The following is a 25,925-nucleotide window of genomic DNA, read 5'->3' on the forward strand; positions in this document are numbered from 1 at the left end:
GTCCAGTTGGCGGCCTCGTCGCCACCACCGGGCCGGCGTCATCCGCCGACCGTCCCGGGATACGGATCGTCACCCCTGTCCGGTTCACTGATCCGATGGACGAGTCGATCTGGAACGCCGTACGGGCCTCGCGGGGCTGGCTGGACGCCGCCAACGGCACCGGGCAGGCGGAGCTGACCTGCCGCATCCTCAAGCTCACCGAGGAGGCCGGCGAGGCGGCCGGCGCCTGGATCGGCGTGCTCGGCCAGAATCCGCGCAAGGGGGTCACCCACACCCGCGAGGACGTCGCCGCCGAACTCGCCGACGTGGTCTTCACCGCGCTGGTCGCCATCGAGAGCCTCGGGCTGGACGCCCGGTCGGTGGTCGCCGAGTGCGCGGCCAAGGTCCGCGCCCGCACCTCCTGACCCCGTCCGTCCCGCGCGGCCCGCGGCGCCCGGCCACCCCTGCCCGGGTACGCGAGCCCGCCCGCCCCGCCCAGGCCGTCGTCCACCCGTTGCCTGCGCGATCTGCGGTGTGTCGCGGGGACGTGGCCGCCCGCGGACTGTCCGGTTCCGGTTCGGTTGGTCGCCGGGTCGGGATGTCCGGTTCCGGCGCAGATCGGCGTGTCGGGTGTCGCGCTCCGGAGTCGGCCTCGCCATGCCGGATGTCCGGTTACCGGTCCGCTGGACGTGCCCGGATGTCCGGTCTGGGCGCGCCAGTGGTGGGTCGTCCGGTGATCGAGGGCACTGTGGCGGTGGAATGGTGGCCGGGCCGGGGTCGTTACATCACCTGGACGATCGCAGCAGCACCCCGCTGGCCGGACCCGAACGCTTGGGCCGCCCGGGATGCCGGGCCCCCGGAATGATGGCGGGCCGCCGGTCGTTACAGATGGACCCGGCGCCGTGAGCCCCCCGTTCGCGATGCCTGCCGGGGCGAAGACTTTCCCCTTGATCTTTGAGCGCCGTCGTGGTGCTTGCGCCCGCTCGACCCCCATCGAGCCTGGGTGCCAACCCCCGAATGGAGCCACTTCTGATGAACACCACCATTCTGCGTAAGAGCGTTCTCGGTATTGCTGGTCTGGCCTTCGCCGGTGGCGTCTTCGCCGGCCCGGTCACCGAGGCCCACGCCAACCCGGTGGACGCCAAGGCGGTCGCCGTGGTGCAGGCCGACAAGCCGGGTGTGGATGAGGGCAAGCTGATCCCGCACGGTGTGCAGGGCAAGCAGTCGCGCATCGACGTGGGCGCCGAGCAGACGAAGAATGTGAAGGCGATCATCGCGGCGACGAAGAAGTCGGGCATGGACGAGCGGGCCGCCGTCGTGGCGATCGCCACGTCGCTGCAGGAGTCGAAGCTGGAGAACCTGGGTCACCTGGGTGAGCGCAACGACTTCGACTCGCAGGGCCTGTTCCAGCAGCGCCCGTCCAGCGGTTGGGGCACGGTCGAGCAGATCACCGACCCCGAATACAGCACGACGGCGTTCCTGAAGGGTCTCAAGCAGGTCGACGGGTGGCAGGACATGCCGCTGACCGAGGCCGCGCAGACCGTGCAGGTGTCGGCCTACCCGGACCACTACGCCCAGTGGGAGCAGCAGGCCGCCGACCTGGTCGCCAAGCACTGGAACAACTGACCCACCCGAACGATCAACGCTGACCGGCACCCCCGAGCGGGGTGCCGGCCAGCGGCATGTCCGCCCGGAAACCACCCCGTTGATCATGAGGTTGGCAGCGGTGGAGGAGATCAACGCCGCCGCCAACCTCATGATCAACGAGGAGAAGGGTGGGTGGGTTCGGGGCGGTGGGGGCCGCGCGGCGCTCGCTCAGGACGGGGGTGTGGCCCGCCGTGACCGGCGTAGGGATCAAGCCTGACCGCCCGGAGCCGGGCACGGCGGGCCACAACCCACGGACCGGAACAACCAGTGGCACGCGTCACGAAGGCAGAAGGAAGACCCGGAGCGGGTAGCCTGTTGAGTCAGGTGTCGGTGTGTCCAGTGTCCCCGGGCCTCACCTAAATTGCCTTCGCGGAATACCGTTCGGCTGGAGCCGCGTCGTGCCACTCGCCGAGAGGCGACCTGCACACCGACACCCCAGCGCCGCCCCCGACCCACCAGGGCCGGGGGCGGCGCTGTTTCCTACGCCTCGAGCGGCAGAATCACCGGGTGGACTGGTCCGAGACGACCGGGGTGGTCGTACTGCCCAGCGGCGCGACCGTGCGCGGTCGCCGCGTCGGCGATCCCGCCTCGCCCGCCGACTTCGCCCTGCTCCTGGCTCCGGGCCCGGCGCCGGTCTGGCCACACCGGCGGATCCGGTGGCCCGACTTCTGGTTGCCGCTCGACCGCGCCGACGCCCTCGACGCGCTGGCCGAGGCCCTGCGCCGGGCGCACGACGGCGCACGGGTCGAGGTGGCGTGTCGGGGCGGTGTCGGCCGGACCGGGACGGCACTGGCCGCCCTGGCGATTCTGGACGGCCTCCCGCCGGACCGGGCGGTGGGCTGGGTACGCGAGCGGTACCACCCGCGGGCGGTGGAGACGCCCTGGCAGCGGCGCTGGCTGCGCCGGATCGGGTGACGTCGGCGCGTGACCCGGTGGGCGGTGCACCGGCTGTGGTACTGGTTACCTCAGCGGTTCCCGCAGCTCAGGGCGGGTATCACCCCGGCCACGATGATCAGCCGCGCCGCCGGTCGGCGCGGCACCGGGCCGGCGGCCGGCGGCGGTCGCCGTCCCCGGTCGCTCTCCACGCAAGGCAGGTACCACCATGGCCGCAGCCGACCCCCACTACCGCGGTACGCACCGCCGCCCGCTGCCCACCCCCGGCCACCTCGGACGGGTCGCCCTCTCGCTGGCCGTGCTCAGCGTGCTGGCGACGCTCTTCCTGGACGTCTTCCTGGTGACCGCCGCGCTGTCCATGCTGATGGTCGGCCCGGTGGTGCTGGTCGTGCAGCGGTGGCGGGACCGCGCCGGCGCCGAGGAGCCGGCGACCACCGGCTGAGCCGTACGGCCGCAGCGCTACCGGGAGACGTACCCGCGCACGTGGCGGGCCGTGCGGGTGCTGGCGCCGGGCCCGACCCCCGGCTTGGTCCGGTGGCCCGACCGGGCCAACCGACCGAGCCACTCGATCCGCGATCAGCGCCGGGAGCGCTGCCGTCGTTACGCCTCCAGCCCCCGCCTGTGGTCCTTTTCATGCCGATGGTTCGCCCAGCCCAACACGGGTAGGAGAGCGGCCCTGACCCGTTGGGGACCGACCTCCCACCGGGTCGCACCGTGTCGCGGCGTTGACGCCCGGCCGGTGCGGGCGGGCCCGTCCCGCCGCCGTGGCAGCGTGGCCCCGGACCCTCCCCCCGGCCCGCCGAACCGGTGCGCCGGCGTACTGAGAGGACACTGTGCGTACCGTCATCGGACTGGCCCGTCGGCGTGAGCCTTGGCTCTTCCTGACCATCGGCGCCGCCGTGGCGGTCGTCGGCCACATCGTGCTGCACCTGCTGATCGGGCGTGGGGTGGATCCCGCGGTCGCCAACGCCGTGCAACTCGTGCTCACCTTGCAGCTCAGCTTCGTCGCACACGACCGGCTCACCTGGCGGCGGCGGACTCTCGGCCGGCCCGCCGGACGGACCCGCCGGTGGTGGCGGTTCCAGACGGCACGGGGCGCCAGCGCCCTGCTCAGCCTGGTCGCCTTCCCGTTCATCGCGCCGGTCACCGGCACGACCGCCGCGTACTGGGGCCTGCTGGCCGCGGGCACGGTCGTCAACTACTGCTCCGACCATTTCTGGTCGTTCTCCCACAAGGCAGGTAACCCGATGGCCGCACCGGCTACCCGCCCCGGCTACCGGGGCGCGCACCGCCGTCCGCTGTCGACCGCGTGGCGACTCGCACGGCTGGCCGGGGCGCTGGCCGTGCTCTGCGTCCCGGCCGTCCTCTTCCTCGACGTCTTCGTGCTCGTCGTCTCGCTGTTCATGCTGGTGGTCGCGGTCACCACCCTCGCCTTCCAGCTGTACAAGTGGTGGCTGCCCGAGCACAACGACCCCGACCGGTACGGCCAGCCCGACGATCCCCGGCTGCCCGGCGTGATCCTGGTGCCGATGCGGCACGAGGAGGCCGTCGCCGGGCACACCCTGGAACGGCTGGCCAACCTGGACCACCCGGACTACTGGGTGGTGCCGATCATCGATCACCCCGACGATCCGGGCACCGCGGCGATCGCGCACGCCACCGCCGCCCGGTACCCGGGGCGGGTGCTGGTGGCGCCGTACCCGGAGGACACCGACGTGCACAACAAGCCGATCGGGCTCAACGCCGCGGTGCGCGAGCTGACCCGGCTCGGCGTGCGGTACGAGTGGATCGGCATCGCCGATGCCGAGGACCTGTTCCATCCCGGACTGTTGCGGATGGTCGACTACCGGTTCCGCCGCACCGGCGCCGGGATCGTGCAGTGCGGGGTGCAGCTGATGAACTTCAGCGCCGACCCGCGCACCCTGCCGCTGCCGGCGGGGCGGCTGCCCCGGCTGCGCCGCTGGTGGCGGGCGAACAGCTCCGGCTGGTGGCGGGCGGCCAACGTGCTGGAGTACTACAAGTGGTTCCAGTCCCGGTTGAAGTTGCAGGCCGCGACGAAGGTCATGCCGTTGGGCGGCAACACCGTCTTCTTCCGGCGGGAGTTCCTGGAGGCGCTGCGCAAGCGGTACGGGGCGTACTGGGACGAGGACTGCCTCACCGAGGACTGCAAGATCGGCATGGTGGCCTCGGTGCTGGGCTACCACGTCGACGTCGTCTACATCGACGACATGGTCACCCGGGAGGAGACGCCGGACACGCTGCGCGGCCTGGTCCGCCAGCGGGTGCGCTGGATGCAGGGCTTCATCCAGGTCTTCGCCGAGCGGGAGTGGCTGGCCCTGCCCCGGCTGTGGCAGCGGATCCTCGCCGTCTACGTGCTCGGCTTCCAGTTCTTCCAGGCCTTCTCGGTGGTCTTCGCGCCGGTCGCGCTGGCCCTGGCGCTGACCCACAAGTCGCCGATCGTGGTGGCGTTGCTGGCCAGCGTCCCGCTCGGCGTCAGCCTGCTCACCATCGCCCTGGACGTGCTGATGCTGCACCAGTTCGGGCGCACCTTCGGGCAGAAGGTGCGGCTGCGCGACCACCTCGGGGTGGTCCTCGGCGGCTACCCGTACCAGGTGGTCCTCTCGGTGGCCGGGGTGTGGGCGCTGCTGCGGCACGTCTCGGGGCGTACCAACTGGGTGAAGACCGCGCACAGCGGCGCGCACCTGGGCGCGGAGCCCGCGGGCGACGGCGGCCGGGTCCCGGCGACGGCGGGGGTGGGCGCGTGACCAGGACGCTCGAGGCCACCACCCTCGACCTGCGCGACGTCGCCGACATCGACCGGGCGTTGCCGCCGCACCGGCGGGCCCGCGTCGGCCTGCAGGTGTGGGCGGCCCGGCACGGTCGCAGCATGGCCCTGCTGGTCCCGCTGCTCGCGCTGCTCGGGACGGTGCACGCCGTCGGCATGTCCCGCTTTCCCGGGTACGTCGACGACCCCGGTACCTACCTGTCACAGGCGTGGGCGCTGCGGTACCAGGGGGAGCTGTCCCCCTACTCGTACTTCTACGACCACGCCCCGGCCGGCTGGATCCAGATCGCCGCGTGGGCGGCGCTGACCAACGGGTTCGACCGGTACGACTCGGCGATCGCCTTCGGCAACGAGTGCATGCTGATCGCCCGGCTGGTCAGCGCCGGGCTCCTCTACGTGCTCGGCCGGCGGCTCGGCTTCGGCCGGATCGCCGCGTCGGTGGCCGTGCTGCTCTTCGGTCTCTCCCCGCTGGCCGTGGTCTACGGCCGGTGGACGTTCCTCGACAACCTGGTCACCCCGTGGCTGCTGCTGGCGTTCGTGCTGGCGTACTCGCCCCGGCGGAGCATCGCCGCCGGTATCGGCGCCGGGCTGGCCTTCGCGATGGCCGCGCTGACCAAGGAGACCAGCCTGCTGCTGCTGCCCGCGTTCGGCTGGGCGATGCTGCAGAACGTGGACCGGCGCAACCGGGCGCAGGTGCTGGTCACCGCCGGCTTCGCCGGGTTCCTGCTGATGGCGATGTACCCGCTGTTCGCCTTGTTCAAGGGCGAGCTGTTCGAGGGGCCGGGCCACAACAGCCTGCTCGGCACCGCCATGTGGCAGCTCGACGGCCGGGAGTCCAGCGGCTCGGTGCTGGAGGCGGGCAGCGCCACCTCCCAGCAGGTGCAGAACTGGCTCCAGTACGACCACTCGCTGCCGCTGCTCGGACTGGCCGCGCTCCCGCTGGCCCTGCTGGTGCGCCGGCTGCGCCCGGCGGCTCTCGCCCTGGCCATCGGCTGGCTGGTGCTGGTCCGCGGCGGCTACGTGCCGTTCATGCACGTGATCAACCTGCTGCCGTGGAGCGCCCTGCTGGTGGCCGGGGTGCTCGCCGCCCTGGCCGGCACACCGGGCCTGGTGCCGACCGGGTGGCTGCGCCGGCGGGCGCCGCAGGGCTTCGGGTACGGCTTCCGCGTCACCCTGGCCGCCCTGCTGGTGCTCGGGCTGGCCGGCGTGGCGGCCGTCTCCTGGGCGCCGGAGCTGCGCCGGATGATGACCGTCACCGAGGAGCAGCCGCTGCGCTCGGCCACGAAGTGGGTGGCCCGCAACGTGCCACGCGACAAGACCGTGGTCGTGCACGACGCGATCTGGACGGACCTGGTGCACCACTACGGCTTCGACCCCCGGCCGGTGATCGTCTACAAGCTGGACACCGACCCCGCGGTGCAGCGCGGCATCACGCGGATCGACTACCTGGTGGTGCCGGACTGGTACTACCGCACCGGCGACGCGGCCGAGAAGTACCCGACCCTGATGGAGGCCCGCAAGCACGCCGTACCGGTGGCCAGCTTCGGCACCGGCGACGACCGGGTACGCGTGTTCCGGGTCAGCGAGCACTGGGAGCTGTCGTGACCCGCCGCCGTCGGCTCACCCCGACCCTCGTCCTGGCGCTGGTCGCCGTCCTGGCCGCGGCCTGCGCCCACCGGCCCGACACCACGCTGCGCCCCGACCCGCCCACGCTGACGTACGCGCTGCCCAAGCAGCCGTTCCGGGGCGCCACCCTGTACGTCGACCGGAACACCGCGGCGGCCCGTTGGCAGGCCGCCCACGGGGCGGACTGGCTCACCCCGATCACCGACCGGCCACAGGCCCGCTGGGTCAACGACCCCCGCGACGTGGCGCCGGTCGCGGCGCTGGCCGCCCGGGCCCGGCAACGTGACGAGCTGCCGGTGGTGGTGGCGTACTGGATCCCCAACCGGGGGTGCGCCAACTTCCGCGAGGGGGCCCCGGACGCGAAGGCGTACCAGGACTACATCGGCAAGCTGATCGCGGCGCTGGGGCGTACCCGGTCGGTGGTGGTGATGGAGCCCGACGGGATCGCCGCGGACTGCTTCGACGCCACCCGCGGCGCGCTGCTCACCGAGGCCACCAGGCGGCTGGCCGCCGCCGGACACGCCGTCTACCTCGACGCGGGGCACTCGAAGTGGCGCTCCACGGGTGAGACCGCGGAGCGGCTGCTCGCCGCCGGGATCACCTACGCCGAGGGCTTCGCGGTGAACGTGTCGAACCGGCAGAGCACGGCGGACAGCTACCGCTGGGGGCGGGAGCTGTCCGACCTGGTCGGCGGTCGGGAGTTCGTCATCGACACCTCCCGCAACGGCGCCGGCCCGCCACCGGACGAGCCCGGTCGCGACGACGAGTGGTGCAACCCGCGACGGCAGGCCCTCGGCGAGGCGCCCGGACCGGTGACGGGCCGGCCGGGGCTGGCCGCGTTGCTGTGGATCAAGGCGCCGGGCGAGTCCGACGGGGTGTGCGGCGGCGAGCGGACGTACCTGTTCACGCCCACCCAGGCCCGTACCCTGATCGCCGGGGCGACCTGGTTGCCGGCGGCCGACCGGGCGGCCGCGCGGGCCGCCCGGCCGGCGCCGGTCGTGGACCAGCGCTGACCGGCTACCGGGAGACGTACTCGCGCAGGTGGCGAGCGGTGCGGGTGTCGCCCTGCGCGACCAGCTCCGCGGGGGTGCCGGTGAACACGATCCGGCCGCCGTCGTGCCCGGCCCCGGGGCCGAGGTCGATGATCCAGTCGGCGTGCGCCATCACCGCCTGGTGGTGCTCGATGACGATCACCGTGTTGCCGTCGTCGACGAGCCGGTCCAGCAGGGCCAGCAGCTGGTCGACGTCGGCCAGGTGCAGGCCGGTGGTGGGCTCGTCCAGCACGTAGGTGTTCGACTTCTCGGCCATCCGGATGGCCAGCTTCAACCGTTGCCGCTCGCCCCCGGAGAGGGTGGTCAGCGGCTGGCCGAGGCTGAGATAGCCCAGGCCGACGTCGGCCAGCCGGTCCAGCACGGCGCGGGCCTGGCCGCCGGGGAAGAACTCCCGGGCCCCGGTGACCGACATCGCGAGGACCTCGCTGATGTTCTTCCCGCGCAGCGTGTACGTCAGCACCTCGTCGGTGTAGCGGCGCCCCTCGCAGCTCTCGCACACCGAGGCCACGCCGGCCATCATCGCCAGGTCGGTGTAGACCAGCCCGATGCCCTTGCAGGTCGGGCAGGCGCCCGCGGAGTTGGCGCTGAACAGGGCCACCTTGACCCCGTTGGCCTTGGCGAAGGCGGTGCGGATCGGGTCGAGCAGCCCGGTGTAGGTGGCCGGGTTGCTGCGTCGGGAACCGCGGATGGGGGACTGGTCCACCACGACCACCCCGCCGCGGCGCGGCAGCGAGCCGTGGATCAGTGAGCTCTTGCCCGAGCCGGCGACCCCGGTGACCACGGTGAGCACCCCGAGCGGGAGGTCGACGTCGACGTCGCGCAGGTTGTGCAGGTCGGCGCCGCGGATCGGCAGTTGCCCGGTCGGACGGCGTACCGGGTCGCGCAGGGTGACCCGGTGGTCGAGGTGGCGCCCGGTGAGGGTGTCGGAGCGGCGCAGGCCGGCGACGTCCCCGGTGTAGCAGATGCGGCCGCCGGCCGAGCCGGCGCCGGGCCCGAGGTCGACGACGTGGTCGGCGATCGCGATGGTCTCCGGCTTGTGCTCCACGACCAGCACCGTGTTGCCCTTGTCGCGCAGGCGAAGCAGCAGGTCGTTCATCCGGGCGATGTCGTGCGGGTGCAGCCCGACGGTCGGTTCGTCGAAGACGTACGTCACGTCGGAGAGGCTGGAGCCCAGGTGCCGGACCATCTTGACCCGCTGCGCCTCGCCCCCGGAGAGGGTCGCCGACTCCCGGTCGAGGCTGAGGTAGCCGAGGCCGATCTCCACCAGCGAGTCCAGGGTCTCGCGCAGGGTCGCCACCAGCGGAGCCACCGACGGGTCGTCCACGGCGCGGACGAACTCGGCCAGGTCGCTGATCTGCATGGCGGAGCACTCGGCGATATTGCGCCCGGCGATCCGCGAGGAGAGTGCCGCCGGGTTGAGCCGGGTGCCGCCGCAGTCGGCGCAGGTGGTGAGGGTGACCGCCCGGTCCACGAACGCCCGTACGTGCGGCTGCATCGACTCGCGGTCCTTGGCCAGGTAGATCCGGCGCACCTTCACCGCCAGCCCCTCGTACGTCCAGTTGTTGCTGCCCACCTTGATCTTCGTGGCCGGCTTGTGCAGGAAGTCCTGCCACTGCTGCGGGGTGTAGTCCTGCAGTTTGGCGTCGGGGTCGAACAGGCCGGAGCCGACGATGGTCTGCCAGTACCAGGAGTCGACGGCGAAGTTCGGCACCAGGATCGCCCCGTCGTTGAGCGAGCGCTCCACGTCGACCATCGCGTGCACGTCGAGGTCGGAGACCCGGCCCAGCCCCTCGCAGGTGGGGCACATCCCCTCGGCGAGGTTGAAGCTGAACGCGCCGGCCGGCCCGACGTGCGGCTGCCCGAGCCGGCTGAACACGATCCGCAGCATCGCGTACGCGTCGGTCGCGGTGCCTACGGTCGAGCGGGAGTTGACGCCCATCCGCTCCTGGTCGACGACGATCGCCGCGCTCAGGTTGCGCAGCGTGTCCACGTCCGGCCGGCTCAGGCTCGGCATGAAGCTCTGCAGGAAGGCGCTGTACGTCTCGTTGATCAGGCGTTGCGACTCGGCGGCGATGGTGCCGAAGACCAGGGACGACTTCCCGGATCCGGAGACTCCGGTGAAGACGGTGAGTCGGCGCTTGGGGATGTCGACCGAGACCCCGGTGAGGTTGTTCTCCCGGGCACCTCGTACCTCGATGACGCCGTGGCTGTCGGCGGCGCTCCGCGCTGGCTGCTCCATGGGTTCGATCGTCTCATTGATGTTCCTATGTAAGCTTCGGCGCGAATCCGCCGAGCAGCACCGCGCGATGTGGGACGGAAAGTCTCAAACGACGTGGCAGGCGATAGGGTGACCCGGTGAAGGACGGGCGGTTGCGGGTGGTCGATGTCGCGGCCACCGCCGGGATCTCCACCCAGCAGGTGCGCAACTATCTCGACGAGGGGGTCCTGCCGCCGGCCGAGCGCACCCCGAGCGGCTACCGGGTGCTCACCGTCGGGCACGTGCGCGCGCTCGCCGTGCTGCGCCGGATGGCCGAGGGGCACGGCTGGGCACGTACCCGGGAGGTGATGGTCGCGGTCCACCGGGGCGACCTGGCGGCGGCGCTGACGGCGCTGGACGCCGGCCACGCCGAACTGGACCGCGAGCGGACCGAGATCCGCCGGGTCCTCGGTGCCTTCGAGACGGTGGTGGTCAGCCCGCCGGTCGTGGTGCCCGCGCCCCGGCGCGGCGCCCGGATCGGCGAGGTCGCGGACCTGGTCGGCGTCCGCACCTCCCTGCTTCGGCTGTGGGAGGAGCGGGGGTTGCTGCGGCCGGCGCGCGAACCGGGCACGAGCTACCGGCTGTACGACGCGGCGGAGCTGCGCGCCGCGCAGGTCGTCGCGCTGCTGCGCCGGGGCGGCTATCCCTTCGAGATCGTGACGGCGGTCCTCGACGAGATGCGCACCAGCGGCCGGCCCCAACGGGTGCACGCCGAGCTGGCCCGGCGCGAGCAGGACCTGCACCGGCGCAGCCTGCGGCGGCTGCGCGCCTCGGCCACCCTGTACGACTACCTCGCCGAGGTCGGGCTCGCCGGCTCCGGGCCGCCGGGGTGAGGCGCGCGGGGTCGTCCGGCCGGCCTCGGTATGGTGCCTGACCATGAGAGCCCGGGTCCTGGCCGCCGCCACCGTCGCCGTACTCCTCAGCACCGGGACCGTCGTCCCGGCGGACGCCGCGCCGCCGACGGCGCTGGCTCCCGGCGTGACCGCGCCCTGCCCGAAGCTGCCGACGCCGGCGGTGACCCGCCCGCCCCGCCCGACCCCACCGGAACCGGTGCCCGCGCAACGCGCGGTGGGCGGGGAGGCGCTGGCCACCCCCGGCCTGGTCGTGCCGCCCGGCACGCCCGCGCCGCCGCCGGTCACCGCGACCTCCTGGCTGGTCGCGGACCTGGACAGCGGCGAGGTGCTCGGCGGCTGCGGCCCGCACGAGTACGCCACCCCGGCGAGCGTGCAGAAGCTGCTGCTGGCCGCCACCATGCTGCCGAAGCTGGACCCGAAGCAGGTGGCCACGGTGACCCGCGAGGACCTGGACATCGAGCCCGGCAGCTCCGCCGTCGGCCTGCTGGTGGGCGGCCGGTACCCGGTGGAGACGGTCTGGCTCGGGCTGCTGCTCCAGTCCGGCAACGAGGCGGCGAACCTGCTGGCCCGGCTCGGCGCCGGCAGCGCGGAGGCCGGGGTGCGGGAGATGAACGCCGAGGCGCGCCGGCTCGGCGCGTTGCAGACCCACGCGGTGACCCCCTCCGGCCTGGACGGGCCCGGCCAGTTCACCAGCGCCTACGACCTCGCGCTGATCGCCCGGGTCTGCTTCGCCAACCCCACCTTCCGGCGGTACGCGCTGACCGAGCGCGCCCAGATCCCCGCCCAGCCCGCCCTGCGCAAGCGCGGCTTCCAGATCCAGAACGAGAACCCGCTGATCTACGACTACCCGGGTGCGCTCGGCGGCAAGACCGGCTTCACCGACCTGGCCCGGCACACCTATGTCGGCGCGGCCGAGCGGAACGGCCGGCGGCTGGTGGTCACCCTGCTCAACGCCGAACGACGGCCGGTACGGGCCTGGGAGCAGGGCGCCCGGCTGCTGGACTGGGGCTTCTCGCTGCCACCGGACTCCTCGGTGGGCCGGCTGGTGCAGCCGGGGGAGGTCACCGGGGACGGCGCCGGGCCGAACCCGGCGGCGGCCCCGGACGCCGGGGCGGCGGTGGCCGCCGGCCGGTCGTCCGGTGGCGCCCCGGAGTGGCTCGGCGGGGCGGTGGTCGGCGGCTCGGCCGGGCTGGTCGGGCTGCTCGCCGCCCTGCTGGCGGTCGGGCGACGCCGTCGCCGGCCCCGGCGGCGCGCGGTCCAATGGGATTGACCGGCGTCGACAACCGGCCGGCACCTCCATAGACTCCGGTCTTTCTGGTACCACGAGTCCAGGGAGGACCCCACGTGTCGAGCGAACCCCGACCGCCCGCCACCCCGCCGCGGCTGTCCGTGGCCCCGACGCTGCGCCGCCTCGCCGGCGTGACGCTGGTCTCGGCCACGCTGGTCGTCGCCGGCGGCACCGCCGCGGTCGCCGCGCCGGGCACCGCCGCGTCCGCGCCGCCGCGGACGACCAACGGGCCGTGCGCGTACACCGAGACGCCCGACGAGCCCGCGGCCCGGCCGGTGCCGTTGCCCCCGGACCCCCGGCGCACGCCGGACCGGGGCACCGTGCGGGTCACCCTGCGCACCAACCAGGGCCCGATCGGGCTGACCCTGGACCCGGAGCAGGCCCCGTGCACCGTGCAGAGCTTCCTGCACCTGGCCCGGCACGGGTTCTACGACCGCACGCCCTGCCACCGGCTGACCGCGTACCCGACGCTCAAGGTGCTCCAGTGCGGTGACCCGTCCGGCACCGGCGAGGGCGGTCCCGGCTACCGGTACGCCGACGAACTGCCCACCGACCTGCCGCCGGCGCCGACCGACCCGACCGGCGTCCGCCGGCTCTACGCGCGCGGCACCCTCGCCATGGCCAACGCCGGGCCGGACACCAACGGCAGCCAGTTCTTCCTGGTGCAGGCCGACTCGGCGCTGCGCCCCAACTACACGGTCTTCGGTTCGGTCGACGCGGCCGGTCTCGCCACGCTCGACCGGATCGCCGCCGGCGGGATCGCGCCCACCGAGGAGGACCCGGCGCCGGTCGACGGCGCGCCCGCCCAACCGGTGGAGATCTGCAAGGTCGCCCGGCGGCACTGACCCGGACGCGGCGGGGCCGGGATCCTAGCGGCCCGGCCCCGCCCGCCGGCGGTGATTGCGCGGAAGGGGGGAGCGGACCGCCGCGCCGCACTACGGTGCGACAGAGTGAGAGTCACCAGTCGGATCGTCGCCGCCGTCGCCGCCGTCCTGCTGTCGCCGGCCGGCACCCCGGCCGTCGCCGCCCCCGCCCGCACCGCTCCCGCCACCACCGGGAGCGGGGCCGTCACGACCGGCCCGTGCCCGCCCGTACCGTCGGTGTCCCGGCCGCCCCGGCCGGCGCCACCCCGGGCGGACCCGGCGCGGCGGGCCGTCGGCGGGGCCGCCCTGGCCACCCCGGGTCTGGCGACGCCCGCCGGGTCGCCCGCACCGCCGGCCGTGCCGGCGACCTCCTGGCTGGTCGCGGACCTGGACAGCGGCGCCGTGCTCGGCGGCTGCGGCCCCCACGAGTACGCCACCCCGGCGAGCGTGCAGAAGCTGCTGCTCGCCGCCACCATGCTGCCCCGACTCGACCCCCGGCAGGTCGTCACCGTCACCGCCGGGGACCTCGACGTCGAACCGGGCAGCTCCGCGGTGGGGCTGGTCGAGGGCGGTCGCTACCGGATCGAGACGATCTGGCTGGGGCTGCTGCTGAAGTCGGGCAACGAGGCCGCCAACGCGCTCGCCCGGCTCGGCGGCGGCCCCGACGGACAGGCCGGCGGCATCCGGGCGATGAACGCGGAGGCCCACCGCCTGGGCGCGTTGCAGACCCACGCGGTGACCCCGTCCGGGCTGGACGGGCCGGGCCAGCTCACCAGCGCCTACGACCTGGCCCTGATCGCCCGGGCCTGCTTCGCCGACGCCAACTTCCGCCGCTACGACGCCACCCGCGAGGCGGTCGTGCCCGCGCAGCCGGCGCTGCGGGAGAAGGCGTTCCAGATTCAGAACGACAACCAGCTGCTCTACCGCTATCCGGGCGCGCTCGGCGGCAAGACCGGCTACACCGACCTGGCCCGGCACACCTATGTCGGCGCCGCGGAGCGCAACGGGCGGCGGCTGGTGGTGACCCTGCTCGGCGCGGAGGTGACCGACCGGCGCGGCTGGGAGCAGGGCGCCGCGCTGCTGGACTGGGGCTTCTCGCTGCCCCGCGCCGCCGCCGTCGGCCGGCTGGTACGCCCCGGTGAGCTGGCCCCGCCGCCGCCCAGCGCCACCGGCACCCGGCCGCCGCTCGCCGCGGCGGGCGGACCGGCGCGGGTGGACCCGCTCGGACACCGGTGGGCGCGGCCCGGGCCGCTCGCGGGGGCGGCGCTGCTGCTGCTCGGGGCGACGGTCGCCGGCGCGCTGGCCGGGCGGCGTCGCCGGCGGGCGGCCGCGGGGCGTCGGGCGTGACCCCCGCCCGGGCCCGCACCCGCGCGGTGACACCCGCGTGCCGGGAGCGGCCCGGCGCGGTGCCGCCGTCCGGCGCGCGGCGGGTCGCCCGGGCGCTGGCCCTGCTGCTGGCGGTGGCGGCGGTCGCCGGCTGCCAGCGGCCTCCCGGCCCGGCACCGCGGCCCAGCGCGGTCACGCCGTCACCGAGCGGCTCGCCCGCCCCGGCCGACTTCGTGGTGCTCTCCGAGGTCGACCCGAGCATCACGGTGGACATCCGGTACGCCACCGCGCACAACTTCGTGGGCCGGCCGGTCGACGGCTACCCGGAACCGCTCTGCCTGCTCACCCGCAAAGCGGCCGAGGCGCTGCGCCGGGTGCAGGCCGCCGCCCGCGCCCAGGGCCGCAGCCTGCGGGTGTACGACTGCTACCGACCCCAGCGGGCGGCCGACGACTTCGTCCGCTGGGCGAAGGACCCCGCCGATGACAAGACGAAGGCCGAGTTCTATCCCCACGTCGCCAAGTCGAAGCTCTTCGACGACGGCTACATCGGCGCGCCCACCTCGCACAGCAGCGGCAGCACCCTCGACCTGACCCTGGAGCCGGTGCCGGCGTCGCCCGGGGCCACGTACCACCCTGGGCAGCCGCTGGTCGCCTGCACCGCGCCGGCCGGCCAACGCTTCGCCGACGGCGGCGTCGACATGGGCACCGGCTTCGACTGCTTCGACCCCCGGGCCCACACCGACGACCCGCGGATCACCGGCACGCCGCGGCAGAACCGGCAGCTGCTGCGCCGGCTGATGGAGCGGGCCGGGTTCGTCAACTACGACCGGGAGTGGTGGCACTACCGGTACGCCGACGAGCCGTACCCGGACAGGTACTTCGACTTCCCGGTGGCGGTGTCGTCGCTGCGGCCGCGCTGAGCCCGGGCCGGGGCACCCTCGACGGGCGCCCCGGCCGGTCGGCTCAGAGGATGCCGCGGGCCTCGAAGGCCGCGCGGGTCGCCGCGGCGGCGGAGGCGCCGTACAGGCGCCCGGCGGCGGCGACGGTGGCCAGCGCCGCGTCCCGGAACGTGGTGTCGACGGCGAAGTCGAACTGCGCCTCCACGATGGCGGTGGTGGCGCGGCGGTCCCCGAGGGCGGCGCGGGTGTCCCACAGCGCCGCGGACCAGATCTCGCCGTCGGCGTGCACCTCGCCCTGCACGTCGCCCGGGTAGACCTTCGCCTCGTCGAGCCGGCGCAGGCAGTGCGGCGCGGTACGGGTGTAGGAGACCGCGTCCCAGTCGGCCACGCAGGCCTCCGGGGTGCGGGTCGGGGTGCCGGTGGCCCAGCTGGTCACCACCACGGCCAGGTAGTCGGAGAAGCCCTCGCCGATCGAGCCGGACTCCAGCGTAGTGCCGAAGCCCGGCACCTGCCCGTCCTGGACCGAGTGGCCGTACTCGTGGACGATCACCTCGGCGTCCTCGGCGTCGTCGACCCCGCCCTTGCCCAGCGTGATGTTCGCCTTGTCCTCGCGGAAGAACGAGTTGTCGCCGCCGAACTGGTCGATGCGCAGCTCGATCTGCCGCTGGTTGACCGGGCGCAGCGTGCTGCCGAAGCCCAGCGACTGCAGGTACGCCTGGGCGGTGTTCACCCAGTGGTAGCCCATCACCTGCTCGAACTGGTCGGCGTCGCGGTGCCAGGCCGGGTAGCCGCCGGCCACCGCTCGGGCGGGCGTGCCGGTCTTGCTCTTGACCGTCACGTACCGGCCGGTGAGGGTGCCGGAGGAGTCCAGGTTGGTCAGCGTCACCGACCGGTACGCCCCGGCCAGCGCGGCGTAGTCGGCGTCCTTCTGGTCGGTCAGCGACTGGTCGCCGAGCTGCTGCACGGGGTTGGGTGCGAAGACCGTCGCGGTGGCGGTGTGGTCGTAGGGGTCGCCGGCGGCCGAGGCGGTCGTGCCGCCGGCGACCAGCGCCGCGGTGACCGCCGAGGCGACCAGCGCGGATCGGGTGAGGTGGGGAGGCATCTCATGATCCCTTCGAGGGCGGATCGATCAGCCGAGACTAGGCTTCCCGCCGACCCCTGCCAACCCTCGACGGGCCGGTCAACGCCGTCGGGTCGACCGAGTTTGAGGAGCCGTTGTGGAGATGGAACGGATCGGCCCGCCGCTGCGCGCCGGGGAGCGGGAGACGCTGCGCGCGTTCCTCGACTTCCACCGGGCGACCCTGGTGATGAAGTGTCAGGGGCTGTCCGACGAGGAACTGCGGCGTCGGTCCATGCCGCCCTCGACGTTGACCCTGCTCGGCCTGCTGCGGCACATGGCCGAAGTGGAGCGGACCTGGTTCCGGCGGGTGATCGACGCCGAGGACGTGCCGCTGATCTGGTCGGAGACCGGCGACTTCCAGGAGGCGTACGACCCGACCGGCTCGACCGGCGCGGACGCGTTCGAGGTGTGGCAGCGGGAGGTGGAGCACGCCCGCCGCATCGAGCGCGCGGCCGAGTCCCTCGACGTCACCGGCCACCAGGCACGGTGGGGTGAGGACGTCTCGCTGCGGCTGGTGATGCTGCACATGATCCACGAGTACGCCCGGCACAACGGCCACGCCGATTTCCTCCGGGAGGGCATCGACGGCTCCGTCGGGGCGTGACCGCCTGCCGCCCCGCCGTCGCCGGTGCGGCGTCCCCGGCTCAGTGCCGGGCGCTGCCCGCCGGCGGGGCCTCGGCACCGCTCGGTCCCGCGCCGGGCAGCGGCAGCCAGGCGAGCACGTCGCGGATCTTGTCGTCCCAGTACGCCCAGTCGTGGTCGCCGGGGGAGAACTCCACGGTGACCGGGACGTCCCGGGCCCGTGCCGCCTCGACGAAGCGCACGTTGTCCTCGTGGAGGAAGTCCTCGGTGCCGCAGGCGACGTAGAGCGCCGGCAGGTCGGCGCCGGCCCGGCCGAGCAGCGCCACCGTGTCGTCGTCGTCGCCCGGCACGTCCCGGTCACCCCAGACGGTGTGCCACACGGCCGGATCGACCGGCCGGGTCGGGTGGTCCCGCCGGTGGGCCACGTTCAGCGCCCCGGAGAGGCTGGCGGCGGCGGCGATCCGGTCCGGTCGGCGTAGCGCCCACTTCACCGCGCCGTACCCGCCCATCGACAGGCCGGCGACGAAGGTGTCCTCCCGGCGATCCGAGAGCCGGAAGAACGACCGGCACACCTGCGGCAGTTCCTCGGTGAGGAACGTCCAGTAGCGGTTGCCGTGTGCCTCGTCGGCGTAGAAGCTCCGCCCGGCCTGGGGCATGACCACGGCCAGGCCCAGCGGCGCGACGTACCGCTCGATCGCGGTGCGCCGGGTCCAGACGGTGTCGTCGTCGGTCAGGCCGTGCAGGAGGTAGAGCACCGGCGGATCGCCGGCCGGGGCGGCGCCGGCCATGCCGATCTGCGTCGAGGTGCGCTCCGGCAGGAGCACCGTCATCGACGTCCCCATGCCCAGCGCCTCGGAGAAGAAGTCACAGCGGATCCGCGCCATGGGCGTGGATGCTACGCGCCGCCGCCGTCATTCCACCGCCGCCGCCCGGCGTGCCGGGGCCGTCGGCTGGGTGGCGGTCGGCGACGCGCGGTCGGCCGGCTCAGCCGGCCCGACGCGGCGGGCAGGCGGCCGCGACGACGGCCTCGGCGGCGGCCCGGGCCGCCGCCGGCGCGGCGGGGTCGGCGTCGAGGATCCCGGCGGCCAGCCCGCCGTCGAGCAGCAGGGTCAGCTGCCGGGCCAGTCGGTCGGGGTGGGCGGCGCCGGCCCGGCGGGCCAGGTCGGTGACCCAGGCCCGGACCACGGCCTTGTGCTCCACCGTGCGGGCGTGCACGTCGCTGCCGGGCTGGCTCTCCGCGGCGGTGTTGATGAACGCGCAGCCGTGGTATCCCTCCCGCCGGTACGCCGAGCTCAGCGCGTCGAACATCCCGACGAGCTGGTCGCGGGGATCGTCGCCGGCTTCCCGGGCGGCGGCGCGCAACGCGCCGAACCAGGCCTGGTCCACCTTGTCGAGGTACGCCAGGACGAGGTCGTCCTTGCGGGGGAAGTGCTTGTAGAGGGTCGCCTTGGCCACCCCGGACTCGGCGATCACCGTGTCCACCCCGACGCCGCGCGGGCCGTGGGCGTAGAAGAGCCGGAAGGCGGTGTCCAGGATGCGGTCGCGCGCGCCCTGCCGCGCCCCCGCCGTCGGGCCGATCGCCGCCATCGTCACCACCTCCGTCGCTGCTGGTCAACAGCATACCGACTGGTCTGTCCACCGGGTCGGCGCGGTGGCGGTGCTGCCCCTTCTCCGGAGGCCTCTTGCGGGTAGACAGACCTGTCTGTTAGCTTCCTCATCGGCCGGGCGGCCCGGCTTTACGACGACGACAGGAGCGCACGATGAAGATCGCGGTACTGGGCACCGGCATGGTGGGGCAGGCCCTGGCGGGACGGCTGGCGCAGCTCGGCCACGAGGTGAAGGTCGGCACCCGGGACGTCGCTGCCACCCTCGCCCGCACCGACCCGGACGGCATGGGCAACCCGCCCTACTCCCGGTGGGCGCAGGCCCACCCGCAGGTCGGCCTGACCACCTTCGCCGAGGCGGTCGCCGACGCCGAGCTGCTCGTCAATGCCACCTCCGGCGCGGTGTCGCTGGACGCGCTCGCCGCCGCCGGCGCGGAACAGCTGGCCGGCAAGGTGCTGCTCGACATCGCCAACCCGCTCGACTTCTCCCGGGGCTTCCCGCCCAGCCTGTTCGTCTCCGACACCGACTCCCTCGGCGAGCGGATCCAGGCCGCGTACCCGGAGCTGAAGGTGGTCAAGGCGCTCAACACCCTCACCGCCGAGCTGATGGTCGACGCGAAGGCGCTCGCCGGCGGTGAGCACAGCGTCTTCGTCGCCGGCAACGACGCGGACGCCAAGCGGACCGTGACCGAGCTGCTGGAGAGCTTCGGGCACGCCGACATCATCGATCTCGGCGACATCACCGGCGCCCGGGGCGTCGAGATGCTGCTGCCGGTCTGGCTGCGGCTGATGGGCACCCTCAACACGCCGAGGTTCCAGTTCAAGATCGTCCGCTGAGCCGGCTGCCGTCGCTCGGGAGCCGTCAGGTCCAGTAGAGGATCCGGCAGGACGGCACCCGGGCGGCCAGCTCGGCGGTGAACCAGGAGCGCAGCTCGGTCATCGTGTCGCGCGGGTAGACGAACTTCACCGCCCCGAACTTCCCGTGCTTGCGGCTGCGCCGCGCCTCGTCCATCTCCAGCCGGGTGCGCGGGTACCAGCCGAGCAGCACCTCCCGGCTGGCCGGGGTGAACCGGTGCGTGATCAGTTCCGCGGTCAGGTCCAGCCCCGGCACCCGGTCCACCGCGGCGGCGACCATGCCCAGCAGCTCGCCGTAGTGGGTCCGCCAGTCCGGCAGCGCGATGATCGGCGCGATGGTCAGCCCCACCGGGTAGCCGTCGAGCGCGAGCCGACGCAGCGCGGCCAGCCGGGCCGGCACCGGGCTCGTACCGCCCTCGAAGCGGGTGCTCACCGGCAGGCAGTTCACGCTGAACCGCACCCGCGTACGCCCCGCGTGCGCCAGCCCGACGAAGGTCGCCACGTCGTCGTACTTGGTGGTCCAGCGCAGCTGCACCGGGGCGTCCCAGCCGGCGAAGTGCTCCACCGCCCGCCGCCAGCTCCCGGTCAGGTGCTCCAGGGCCAGCGGATCGGTGTAGCAGGACGCCTCGAAGGTGGTGCCCTCCTCGGCGCGCCGGGTGTCCCGGCTGGTCACCGTGCCCCGCCCGGCGTACTCGGCGAGGCCGTCGAGGATCTGGTCGAGGTCGGCGTACACCCGGGTCACCGGCGGGCCGGAGAGCGACCCGGCCAGGTAGCAGTACTGGCAGTGTGCCGGGCAGCCCTCCGCCAGGTCGACCCGCCAGTCCGCGCTGGGCGCGATCGGTTGCAGCCGGCGGCGCGACGGCGGGCTCACCACGATCGCCATGGTCGACTTCGCCCGGGCGTACGTCTCCCGCTCGGTCTCCCCGCGCACGCCGGTCAGCCGATTCGCCCGCAACCGCTCGACCTCGATGCCCAGCGCCTCGACCCGCCCGACGATCCGCCGCCCGTGCGGATGGTCCACCGCCGCGGGGGTGGCCACCACCCGCCGGGGCGTCCACCGCCGCGCCGGTCGGGGTGGCGGGGCCAGCCCGGCCAGGTCGCGGGTCGGCACCTGCTCGCCGCTCGCGTCGTGCGGAGCCGGGGGTACGTCCACCGCCAGCGGCTCGTCGACGTCCACGCTGTCCGGCTGCATCCGGGCCGGTTACCCGTTCCGGGGCGGAACCAACGGCGGGTGCCTGGCGAGGAACCGATCGAGGAGAGGAACTCCCATGTTGCGAGGCATCGCCACCGTCAACTTCTGGGCCGACGACCTGCCGGCCGCGAAGACCTGGTACGCCGACCTGCTCGGCGTCGAGCCGTACTTCGAGCGGGCCGGCGCCGACGGGCGGCCCGCGTACTACGAGTTCCGCCTCGGCGACCACCAGCACGAACTCGGCCTGATCGACAGCCGGTACGCCCCGCCCGGCGCGACGACCGGCCCGGGCGGGGCGGTCGTCTACTGGCACGTCGACGACCTGCCGGCCACCGTGGCCCGGTTGCTGGCGGCCGGCGCCCGCGAGCACGACCCGATCCGGGAGCGCGGTGCCGGGTTCGTCACGGCGTCCGTGGTGGACCCGTTCGGCAACGTGCTGGGCGTGATGACCAACCCGCACTACCTTGAGATGCTCGCGAAGCGATCATGACCGTGCTCACCCCACCGGCAGGGAACGGGAGTCCCGGCTGAGCGGGTGCCCCGTCCCGCCGTGCACGGGCGGCCGGAGACGGCCGGGCCGGTGCCGGGGCGCCAGCGCCGCGCGCAGTGCCGGACCGAGGATCCGCCGGACGTCGGCGGCGGACAGGCCGGACGCGGCCGGGAGCGGATTGAGGTACCGCGTGTAGATCAGCCCGCCGATCACGGTGACCGCCGCGGTGGCGCGCTCGGTCGCGTCGGGACCGCCGAGGAATTCAGCGAGCCGGACCAGCACCTCCCGGTCCAGGTACTCGCGCACCAGGCCGAGCAGCTGGTCGTCGGGCGCCGGCTCGCCCGTGGCGGGGGCGTCGTCCCACAGGGTCACCACCGCCTGCAGCAGCCGGTCGGCCAGCCCGGCCGGATCGCCCGGCAGCGCCTCGGCCAGCGCCCGGGACTGCGCGCAGTGCACCCGCATCACCTCGCCGAAGAGGCCCTGCTTGGAACCGAAGTGGTAACTGACGAGGGCCTGGTCGACGCCGGCCGCGGCGGCCACCGCCCGCAGCGTGGTGCCCTGGTAGCCCCGTTGCAGGAACAGCGTCCGCGCCGCCTCCGCGACGCGCGCACGGGTCGGCGGATTGCCGCGGGGACGTCCTCGGGATTTATTCATCACCGTTGAACATGCCGCTCGGGACCCGCAGTGTCAACGCGTACCGAGCGACCCGGACCGACCGGGTCGCGGAGGAGGAGTGGACACATGCGCATCGTCGTCATCGGCGCCAGCGGACCCACCGGTCGGCAGCTCACCGGCCGGGCCCTCGCCGCCGGCCATCACGTCACGGCGGTGAGCCGCCGCCCCCGGGGACTGCCCCGGCACGACCACCTCACCGTGGTGGCCGCCGACGCCACCGACCCCGCCGCGATCGAACCGGCGGTCGCCGGCGCCGACGCCGTGCTCTCCGCGCTAGGCGTCACGCCCAGCCGGAAACCGGTCACCACCTACTCGGCGGCGGCCACCGCCGTCGTCACCGCGATGCGACGCCACGGCGTACCGCGGCTGATGGTGGTCAGCTCCAGCGTGCTCGACCCCGGCTGGCGACCCAGCAACGCGTTCTTCTTCAACCACGTCCTCGACCCGTACGTCAACCGGGTGCTGGTCCGGCAGGTGCACCAGGACATGCGGCGGATGGAGGAGGTGGTCCGGGCCAGCGACCTGGACTGGACCGTCGTCCGCCCGTCCGGCCTCTTCGAACATCCCACCGTCACCGACCATCTCGTCGCCGACGGCAGCGCCGACGGCGTCTTCACCGCCCGGGCCGACCTCGCCGCCGCCATGCTGCGCGAGTTGGACGAGCGGCGCTTCCCGCGCCGGGCGATGGGGGTGGCCACCACCGCCGTGAAGCCCGGCCTGGTCCAGCTCGTCCGCGACGAGGTCCTGCGATCACCCCGCTGAGCCGGCCGGGCCGGGTGCGCGCCCGCCGGCCGCAGGCCGGGGAAAGCGCGCCCGCACCGCGTCGACGTAGCTGTCCCGGGAGGTCGGGCCGCCGAAGCGCAGCCGGTCGTAGCCGGTGAAGGCCGGCTCCAGCCCGTCCAACTCGTCCACCAGCGCGTGCAACCGTCGCGCCCACCCCGCGCCGGGCTCCGGCCGGTCCACCGCCGCGCGGATCGCCACGGTCAGCTCGTCCTTGCGCCGGATCGTCTCCGGCGTCACCGACCGCAGGCACACGTACCGGCCGCTGAGGTAGACGTCCCACTCCGCCGCGCCCTCCGCCGGGTCAGCCCAGTGCGCGGTGAACCAGGCCCGCAAGGCCGCCGGCCCGCCCGCCCGGTCGGCCAGCCAGAACAGGTCCGCCGGCACCAGCTGCGCGCCGTCCGAGCGCAGGTAGCCCGGCAGCGGCAACCGCCGGTCCAGCATCAGCCGGCGTACGGCGTCGACGTCGCGCCCGTGCGCCGCGCAGAGCTCCTCGAGGACCACGAACTGCGCGTCGACGTACGCGTCGTCGGCCGCCGTCATCGGATGGTCCCCGTTTACCTCCCGAAAACGTTGCGCCACCTGCTCCGCCAGCCCCATCGCCGTCTCCTTCCCCGCATCGCGCTGCGACGGTAGCGACGCAATCCTTCGGCGGCTGCCCAACAATTCTCGGAATATCCGTTGCGGGCCCCGGGAGGCCTCGCCTACCGTCAATGCCGCAACGTCACACCGATCACTCCGGGGAGCCCGCCGTGCAGCAGCAGACCAGCACCGAGACCACGCGGTCCATGCCGCGCGGCGGTGCCATGCTGCCCGCGGGCGAACCAGCCCGGGGCCTGCTCCAGGGCCGGTGTGGCTGGCGACGAGGGTGGCGGCGCGGATAGCGCCAGCGCGACAGCGCAGCCGCCCACCCCACCGGGGAACGGGCGGCTTTTTCGTCACCCGGCACCGGTCCGAGGGGTGTAGCTCAACCCGGAAGAGCACCGGATTCCAAACCCGACGGTTGCAGGTTCGAATCCTGTCACCCCTGCCTCATGTCCCGGCACCGCCGGCGACGTCGCTTCTTCTCAACTCCACAGTGGATGGCATGAGTACGAACCCGGCCGGCGCCGCGAGCGCGTCGGCCGGGGGTACGACACGGGGTGCGACCAGCAACCCGCACGGGCCGTTGGAGCAAGCTGGCAGCTCACCCGGTTCTCGGCCGGGCGGTTACGGGTTCGAGCCCCGTACGGCCTACGTAGTGACGACACGCGGTTGTAGCGCAGTGGTAGCGCGTCGCCTCGCCATGGCGAAGATCGCCGGTTCGAATCCGGCCAGCCGCTCGGAACACTCCCATCCCACGGGCTGCGCGCTGGGGCGCAGAGAGGCCTTGCAAGCCACTCCCGCCGGGTTCGATTCCCGGGCGGTCCACGAGCCTTTCCGCCGCCCCACCCGGGGCGGCACCCACGACACCAGGAGAAGACGATGGCATTCACCCCGCTGCCGGGCACCCGGGCGCCGGTACGGGTCTGGACCGACCCGTACGGCATCGAGCCGCAGGCCGCGCAGCAGCTGCGCAACATCGGCGCGCTGCCCTGGGTGCAGGGCGTCGCGGTCATGCCCGACGTGCACTTCGGCAAGGGCGCCACCGTCGGCTCCGTCATCGCCATGCGGCAGGCCGTCTCGCCCGCGGCCGTCGGCGTGGACATCGGCTGCGGGATGTCCGCGGTGCGTACCTCGCTCACCGCGGCCGACCTGCCGGACAACCTGGCGCCGCTGCGCGCGGCGATCGAGGCGGCCGTCCCGGTCGGCTTCGCCAAGCGGACCGACCCGGTCGACCCGCGCCGGATCCGGGGCCTGGAGCAGGCCGGCTGGGACGCCTTCTGGAAGCGGTTCGGCGAGCTGGACCGCCGGGTGGCGCAGCTGGAGAGCCGGGCCCAGCACCAGATGGGCACCCTTGGTGGGGGTAACCACTTCATCGAGGTCTGCGTCGAGCAGGGCGGGCCGGACGCCGGCCAGGTCTGGCTGATGCTGCACTCCGGGTCCCGCAACATCGGCAAGGAACTCGCCGAGCGGCACATCGGGGTGGCGCGGAAGCTGCCGCACAACACCGACCTGCCCGACCGCGACCTGGCGGTGCTCCTCGCCGGCACGCCGGAGATGGACGCCTACCGCCGGGACCTCTGGTGGGCACAGGAGTACGCGCGGCGCAACCGCGCGGTCATGCTGGCGCTGCTCTGCGGCGTGGTCCGGGAGCAGTTCCCGCAGGTCGCCTACGGCGAGCCGATCAGCTGCCACCACAACTACGTGGCGGAGGAGAGCTACGACGGGGTGGACGTGCTGGTCACCCGCAAGGGCGCGATCCGGGCCGGTCGGGGGGACCTGGGCATCATCCCGGGGTCGATGGGCACCGGCTCGTACATCGTGCGCGGCAAGGGGAACCCGGACGCGTACTGCTCGGCGTCGCACGGCGCCGGGCGGCGGATGTCGCGGGGGCAGGCGAAGCGGACGTACAGCACCGCCGACCTGGTCCGGCAGACCGCCGGGGTGGAGTGCCGCAAGGACGCCGGGGTGGTCGACGAGATCCCCGGCGCGTACAAGGACATCACCAAGGTGATGGCGCAGCAGGACGACCTGGTCGAGGTGGTGGCGCACCTCAAGCAGGTGGTCTGCGTGAAGGGTTAGGCCGGCCGGCGCCCCTGGGGGGAGGCGCCGGTCGTACGCCCCGGTGGCGCAGCGGAGAGCGCGCCGGTCTACGACACCGGAGAGCCCAGGTTCGAATCCTGGTCGGGGCACGGTCCGTATCCGCCGGCGGTGGAGCGGAACCCTTGCGAGCTGGTGCAATCGGCAGCACAGCCGACTCTGGATCGGTCGTTCTCTGGGGGTTCCGGCCAGTCCGAGGTGGACTTTCCACCGAAGTTCCGGCAGCTCAGTGGCTATTTTCTTGAACTCTAGCGATCACAACAGGTGTTGCGCAAGCGAGCTCGCTCCGTGGCGCCCAACCGGGTGAGCGGATGTTGATGTCGCCTCGGATCCTTGCCGCCGGGCCGACTGCTGTGCGCCGTTTGCGACGGATACGTCCTGCGCCTGCCGCCCTCCGCCGTCGACCTGCACAAGTTTCGACACGAGGTGACGGCTGCGTTGGCGGCCCAACGGTGTGGTCAGCGTGACCGCGCCG

24 protein-coding genes and 4 tRNA genes are annotated in these 25,925 nt (G+C 73.7%); 21 read left to right on the forward strand and 7 right to left on the reverse strand.

What is annotated here, in order from left to right:
- Positions 1–95 precede the first annotated feature (95 nt).
- The 7 genes from GA0074696_RS15760 to GA0074696_RS15790 all read left to right on the forward strand — a co-directional run bounded on the left by GA0074696_RS15760 (position 96) and on the right by GA0074696_RS15790 (position 7,944).
- Positions 96–404 carry a MazG-like family protein gene (locus GA0074696_RS15760; RefSeq protein WP_088961804.1) on the forward strand — a complete coding sequence of 103 codons (309 nt, stop codon included), beginning with the start codon at positions 96–98 and terminating at the stop codon, positions 402–404.
- Between the two features lie 607 nt (positions 405–1,011).
- On the forward strand, positions 1,012–1,605 hold the full coding sequence (locus GA0074696_RS15765) for a hypothetical protein (RefSeq protein WP_088961805.1): 594 nt from the start codon (positions 1,012–1,014) through the stop codon (positions 1,603–1,605).
- A 528-nt stretch (positions 1,606–2,133) separates the two neighbouring features.
- Positions 2,134–2,541, forward strand: a complete 408-nt coding sequence (locus tag GA0074696_RS15770; protein WP_088961806.1) for a protein-tyrosine phosphatase family protein — start codon at positions 2,134–2,136, stop codon at positions 2,539–2,541.
- A 187-nt stretch (positions 2,542–2,728) separates the two neighbouring features.
- The gene (locus tag GA0074696_RS15775; RefSeq protein ID WP_088961807.1) at positions 2,729–2,962 is read left to right on the forward strand and encodes a hypothetical protein; all 234 of its coding nucleotides are present in this window, start codon (positions 2,729–2,731) and stop codon (positions 2,960–2,962) included.
- 391 nt (positions 2,963–3,353) lie between these two features.
- A complete protein-coding gene (locus GA0074696_RS15780) occupies positions 3,354–5,285 on the forward strand; it encodes a glycosyltransferase (protein ID WP_088961808.1) in 1,932 nt (643 codons plus the stop codon).
- Positions 5,282–6,910, forward strand: a complete 1,629-nt coding sequence (locus tag GA0074696_RS15785; protein ID WP_088961809.1) for an ArnT family glycosyltransferase — start codon at positions 5,282–5,284, stop codon at positions 6,908–6,910. Before GA0074696_RS15780 ends, GA0074696_RS15785 begins: the two co-directional genes overlap by 4 nt.
- Positions 6,907–7,944 carry a glycoside hydrolase family 6 protein gene (locus GA0074696_RS15790; protein WP_157745963.1) on the forward strand — a complete coding sequence of 346 codons (1,038 nt, stop codon included), beginning with the start codon at positions 6,907–6,909 and terminating at the stop codon, positions 7,942–7,944. Before GA0074696_RS15785 ends, GA0074696_RS15790 begins: the two co-directional genes overlap by 4 nt.
- Before the next feature lie 4 nt (positions 7,945–7,948).
- On the opposite strand, the gene GA0074696_RS15795 is transcribed toward GA0074696_RS15790, so the two are convergent.
- On the reverse strand, positions 7,949–10,222 hold the full coding sequence (locus GA0074696_RS15795; protein ID WP_088961811.1) for an ATP-binding cassette domain-containing protein: 2,274 nt from the start codon (positions 10,220–10,222) through the stop codon (positions 7,949–7,951).
- Between the two features lie 116 nt (positions 10,223–10,338).
- Here GA0074696_RS15795 and GA0074696_RS15800 point away from each other — a divergent pair, with 116 nt between their 5' ends.
- The 5 genes from GA0074696_RS15800 to GA0074696_RS15820 all read left to right on the forward strand — a co-directional run bounded on the left by GA0074696_RS15800 (position 10,339) and on the right by GA0074696_RS15820 (position 15,491).
- Positions 10,339–11,073: a MerR family transcriptional regulator gene (locus GA0074696_RS15800; RefSeq protein WP_088961812.1), complete on the forward strand. Its 735-nt coding sequence runs from the start codon at positions 10,339–10,341 to the stop codon at positions 11,071–11,073.
- A 43-nt stretch (positions 11,074–11,116) separates the two neighbouring features.
- Complete coding sequence (locus GA0074696_RS15805; RefSeq protein ID WP_088961813.1) at positions 11,117–12,364, forward strand: D-alanyl-D-alanine carboxypeptidase family protein; 1,248 nt, start codon at positions 11,117–11,119, stop codon at positions 12,362–12,364.
- A 74-nt stretch (positions 12,365–12,438) separates the two neighbouring features.
- Positions 12,439–13,227, forward strand: coding sequence for a peptidylprolyl isomerase (locus GA0074696_RS15810; protein WP_231925016.1), 789 nt, complete (start codon positions 12,439–12,441; stop codon positions 13,225–13,227).
- Positions 13,228–13,332: 105 nt separating this feature from the next.
- Entirely contained in the window at positions 13,333–14,592 is a 1,260-nt protein-coding gene (locus GA0074696_RS15815; protein ID WP_231925017.1) for a D-alanyl-D-alanine carboxypeptidase family protein, read from the forward strand.
- Positions 14,589–15,491, forward strand: a complete 903-nt coding sequence (locus GA0074696_RS15820; protein WP_407940482.1) for a M15 family metallopeptidase — start codon at positions 14,589–14,591, stop codon at positions 15,489–15,491. The genes GA0074696_RS15815 and GA0074696_RS15820 overlap by 4 nt, the downstream gene beginning before the upstream one ends.
- 43 nt (positions 15,492–15,534) lie before the next feature.
- On the opposite strand, the gene GA0074696_RS15825 is transcribed toward GA0074696_RS15820, so the two are convergent.
- Entirely contained in the window at positions 15,535–16,572 is a 1,038-nt protein-coding gene (locus GA0074696_RS15825) for a M36 family metallopeptidase (RefSeq protein WP_088961814.1), read from the reverse strand.
- Between the two features lie 121 nt (positions 16,573–16,693).
- On the opposite strand from GA0074696_RS15825, the gene GA0074696_RS15830 reads away from it, so the two are divergent.
- Complete coding sequence (locus GA0074696_RS15830; RefSeq protein WP_231925446.1) at positions 16,694–17,194, forward strand: DinB family protein; 501 nt, start codon at positions 16,694–16,696, stop codon at positions 17,192–17,194.
- 40 nt (positions 17,195–17,234) lie between these two features.
- Here the strand turns inward: GA0074696_RS15830 and GA0074696_RS15835 are convergent, their stop codons facing one another.
- Both GA0074696_RS15835 and GA0074696_RS15840 read right to left on the reverse strand, forming a co-directional pair.
- On the reverse strand, positions 17,235–18,056 hold the full coding sequence (locus GA0074696_RS15835) for an alpha/beta hydrolase (protein ID WP_088961816.1): 822 nt from the start codon (positions 18,054–18,056) through the stop codon (positions 17,235–17,237).
- Between the two features lie 100 nt (positions 18,057–18,156).
- Positions 18,157–18,759: a TetR/AcrR family transcriptional regulator gene (locus GA0074696_RS15840; RefSeq protein WP_088961817.1), complete on the reverse strand. Its 603-nt coding sequence runs from the start codon at positions 18,757–18,759 to the stop codon at positions 18,157–18,159.
- Between the two features lie 173 nt (positions 18,760–18,932).
- Between GA0074696_RS15840 and GA0074696_RS15845 the strand changes: the two genes are divergently transcribed.
- Positions 18,933–19,613: an NADPH-dependent F420 reductase gene (locus GA0074696_RS15845; RefSeq protein WP_088961818.1), complete on the forward strand. Its 681-nt coding sequence runs from the start codon at positions 18,933–18,935 to the stop codon at positions 19,611–19,613.
- 25 nt (positions 19,614–19,638) lie between these two features.
- Here GA0074696_RS15845 and GA0074696_RS15850 read toward each other — a convergent pair whose 3' ends face one another.
- Positions 19,639–20,823: an SPL family radical SAM protein gene (locus tag GA0074696_RS15850; protein ID WP_172894304.1), complete on the reverse strand. Its 1,185-nt coding sequence runs from the start codon at positions 20,821–20,823 to the stop codon at positions 19,639–19,641.
- 76 nt (positions 20,824–20,899) lie between these two features.
- On the opposite strand from GA0074696_RS15850, the gene GA0074696_RS15855 reads away from it, so the two are divergent.
- Complete coding sequence (locus tag GA0074696_RS15855) at positions 20,900–21,313, forward strand: VOC family protein (protein ID WP_088961819.1); 414 nt, start codon at positions 20,900–20,902, stop codon at positions 21,311–21,313.
- Between the two features lie 6 nt (positions 21,314–21,319).
- Here GA0074696_RS15855 and GA0074696_RS15860 read toward each other — a convergent pair whose 3' ends face one another.
- Positions 21,320–21,967 (reverse strand): TetR/AcrR family transcriptional regulator, encoded by a 648-nt coding sequence (locus GA0074696_RS15860; RefSeq protein WP_088961820.1) that lies wholly within the window; start codon positions 21,965–21,967, stop codon positions 21,320–21,322.
- Between the two features lie 87 nt (positions 21,968–22,054).
- On the opposite strand from GA0074696_RS15860, the gene GA0074696_RS15865 reads away from it, so the two are divergent.
- Positions 22,055–22,750 (forward strand): NAD(P)-dependent oxidoreductase, encoded by a 696-nt coding sequence (locus GA0074696_RS15865; RefSeq protein ID WP_088961821.1) that lies wholly within the window; start codon positions 22,055–22,057, stop codon positions 22,748–22,750.
- Here GA0074696_RS15865 and GA0074696_RS15870 read toward each other — a convergent pair.
- The gene (locus GA0074696_RS15870; protein WP_088961822.1) at positions 22,739–23,368 is read right to left on the reverse strand and encodes a DUF6058 family natural product biosynthesis protein; all 630 of its coding nucleotides are present in this window, start codon (positions 23,366–23,368) and stop codon (positions 22,739–22,741) included. The genes GA0074696_RS15865 and GA0074696_RS15870 overlap by 12 nt on opposite strands.
- 356 nt (positions 23,369–23,724) lie before the next feature.
- On the opposite strand from GA0074696_RS15870, the gene GA0074696_RS15875 reads away from it, so the two are divergent.
- From GA0074696_RS15875 to GA0074696_RS15895, 5 genes are all read left to right on the forward strand, one after another.
- Positions 23,725–23,798, forward strand: a tRNA-Trp gene (locus GA0074696_RS15875).
- Between the two features lie 132 nt (positions 23,799–23,930).
- Positions 23,931–24,004, forward strand: a tRNA-Glu gene (locus GA0074696_RS15880).
- A 14-nt stretch (positions 24,005–24,018) separates the two neighbouring features.
- Positions 24,019–24,090: transfer RNA gene (locus GA0074696_RS15885), tRNA-Gly, on the forward strand.
- A 142-nt stretch (positions 24,091–24,232) separates the two neighbouring features.
- Positions 24,233–25,432, forward strand: a complete 1,200-nt coding sequence (locus GA0074696_RS15890) for an RtcB family protein (RefSeq protein WP_088961823.1) — start codon at positions 24,233–24,235, stop codon at positions 25,430–25,432.
- Positions 25,433–25,469: 37 nt separating this feature from the next.
- Positions 25,470–25,542: transfer RNA gene (locus GA0074696_RS15895), tRNA-Arg, on the forward strand.
- Positions 25,543–25,925: the final 383 nt, after the last annotated feature.

Source organism: Micromonospora purpureochromogenes, assembly GCF_900091515.1.
GTDB lineage: Bacteria > Actinomycetota > Actinomycetes > Mycobacteriales > Micromonosporaceae > Micromonospora > Micromonospora purpureochromogenes.

What these genes read in the sequence shown, in the direction of transcription:
- GA0074696_RS15760 (WP_088961804.1), top strand. Translation starts at nt 96, where the DNA reads ATGGACGAGTCGATCTGGAACGCCGTACGGGCCTCGCGGGGCTGGCTG.
- GA0074696_RS15765 (WP_088961805.1), top strand. Translation starts at nt 1,012, where the DNA reads ATGAACACCACCATTCTGCGTAAGAGCGTTCTCGGTATTGCTGGTCTG.
- GA0074696_RS15775 (WP_088961807.1), top strand. Translation starts at nt 2,729, where the DNA reads ATGGCCGCAGCCGACCCCCACTACCGCGGTACGCACCGCCGCCCGCTG.
- GA0074696_RS15795 (WP_088961811.1), bottom strand. Translation starts at nt 10,222, where the DNA reads ATGGAGCAGCCAGCGCGGAGCGCCGCCGACAGCCACGGCGTCATCGAG.
- GA0074696_RS15805 (WP_088961813.1), top strand. Translation starts at nt 11,117, where the DNA reads ATGAGAGCCCGGGTCCTGGCCGCCGCCACCGTCGCCGTACTCCTCAGC.
- GA0074696_RS15825 (WP_088961814.1), bottom strand. Translation starts at nt 16,572, where the DNA reads ATGCCTCCCCACCTCACCCGATCCGCGCTGGTCGCCTCGGCGGTCACC.
- GA0074696_RS15830 (WP_231925446.1), top strand. Translation starts at nt 16,694, where the DNA reads ATGGAACGGATCGGCCCGCCGCTGCGCGCCGGGGAGCGGGAGACGCTG.
- GA0074696_RS15835 (WP_088961816.1), bottom strand. Translation starts at nt 18,056, where the DNA reads ATGGCGCGGATCCGCTGTGACTTCTTCTCCGAGGCGCTGGGCATGGGG.
- GA0074696_RS15840 (WP_088961817.1), bottom strand. Translation starts at nt 18,759, where the DNA reads ATGGCGGCGATCGGCCCGACGGCGGGGGCGCGGCAGGGCGCGCGCGAC.
- GA0074696_RS15845 (WP_088961818.1), top strand. Translation starts at nt 18,933, where the DNA reads ATGAAGATCGCGGTACTGGGCACCGGCATGGTGGGGCAGGCCCTGGCG.
- GA0074696_RS15850 (WP_172894304.1), bottom strand. Translation starts at nt 20,823, where the DNA reads ATGCAGCCGGACAGCGTGGACGTCGACGAGCCGCTGGCGGTGGACGTA.
- GA0074696_RS15855 (WP_088961819.1), top strand. Translation starts at nt 20,900, where the DNA reads ATGTTGCGAGGCATCGCCACCGTCAACTTCTGGGCCGACGACCTGCCG.
- GA0074696_RS15860 (WP_088961820.1), bottom strand. Translation starts at nt 21,967, where the DNA reads ATGAATAAATCCCGAGGACGTCCCCGCGGCAATCCGCCGACCCGTGCG.
- GA0074696_RS15865 (WP_088961821.1), top strand. Translation starts at nt 22,055, where the DNA reads ATGCGCATCGTCGTCATCGGCGCCAGCGGACCCACCGGTCGGCAGCTC.
- GA0074696_RS15870 (WP_088961822.1), bottom strand. Translation starts at nt 23,368, where the DNA reads ATGGGGCTGGCGGAGCAGGTGGCGCAACGTTTTCGGGAGGTAAACGGG.
- GA0074696_RS15890 (WP_088961823.1), top strand. Translation starts at nt 24,233, where the DNA reads ATGGCATTCACCCCGCTGCCGGGCACCCGGGCGCCGGTACGGGTCTGG.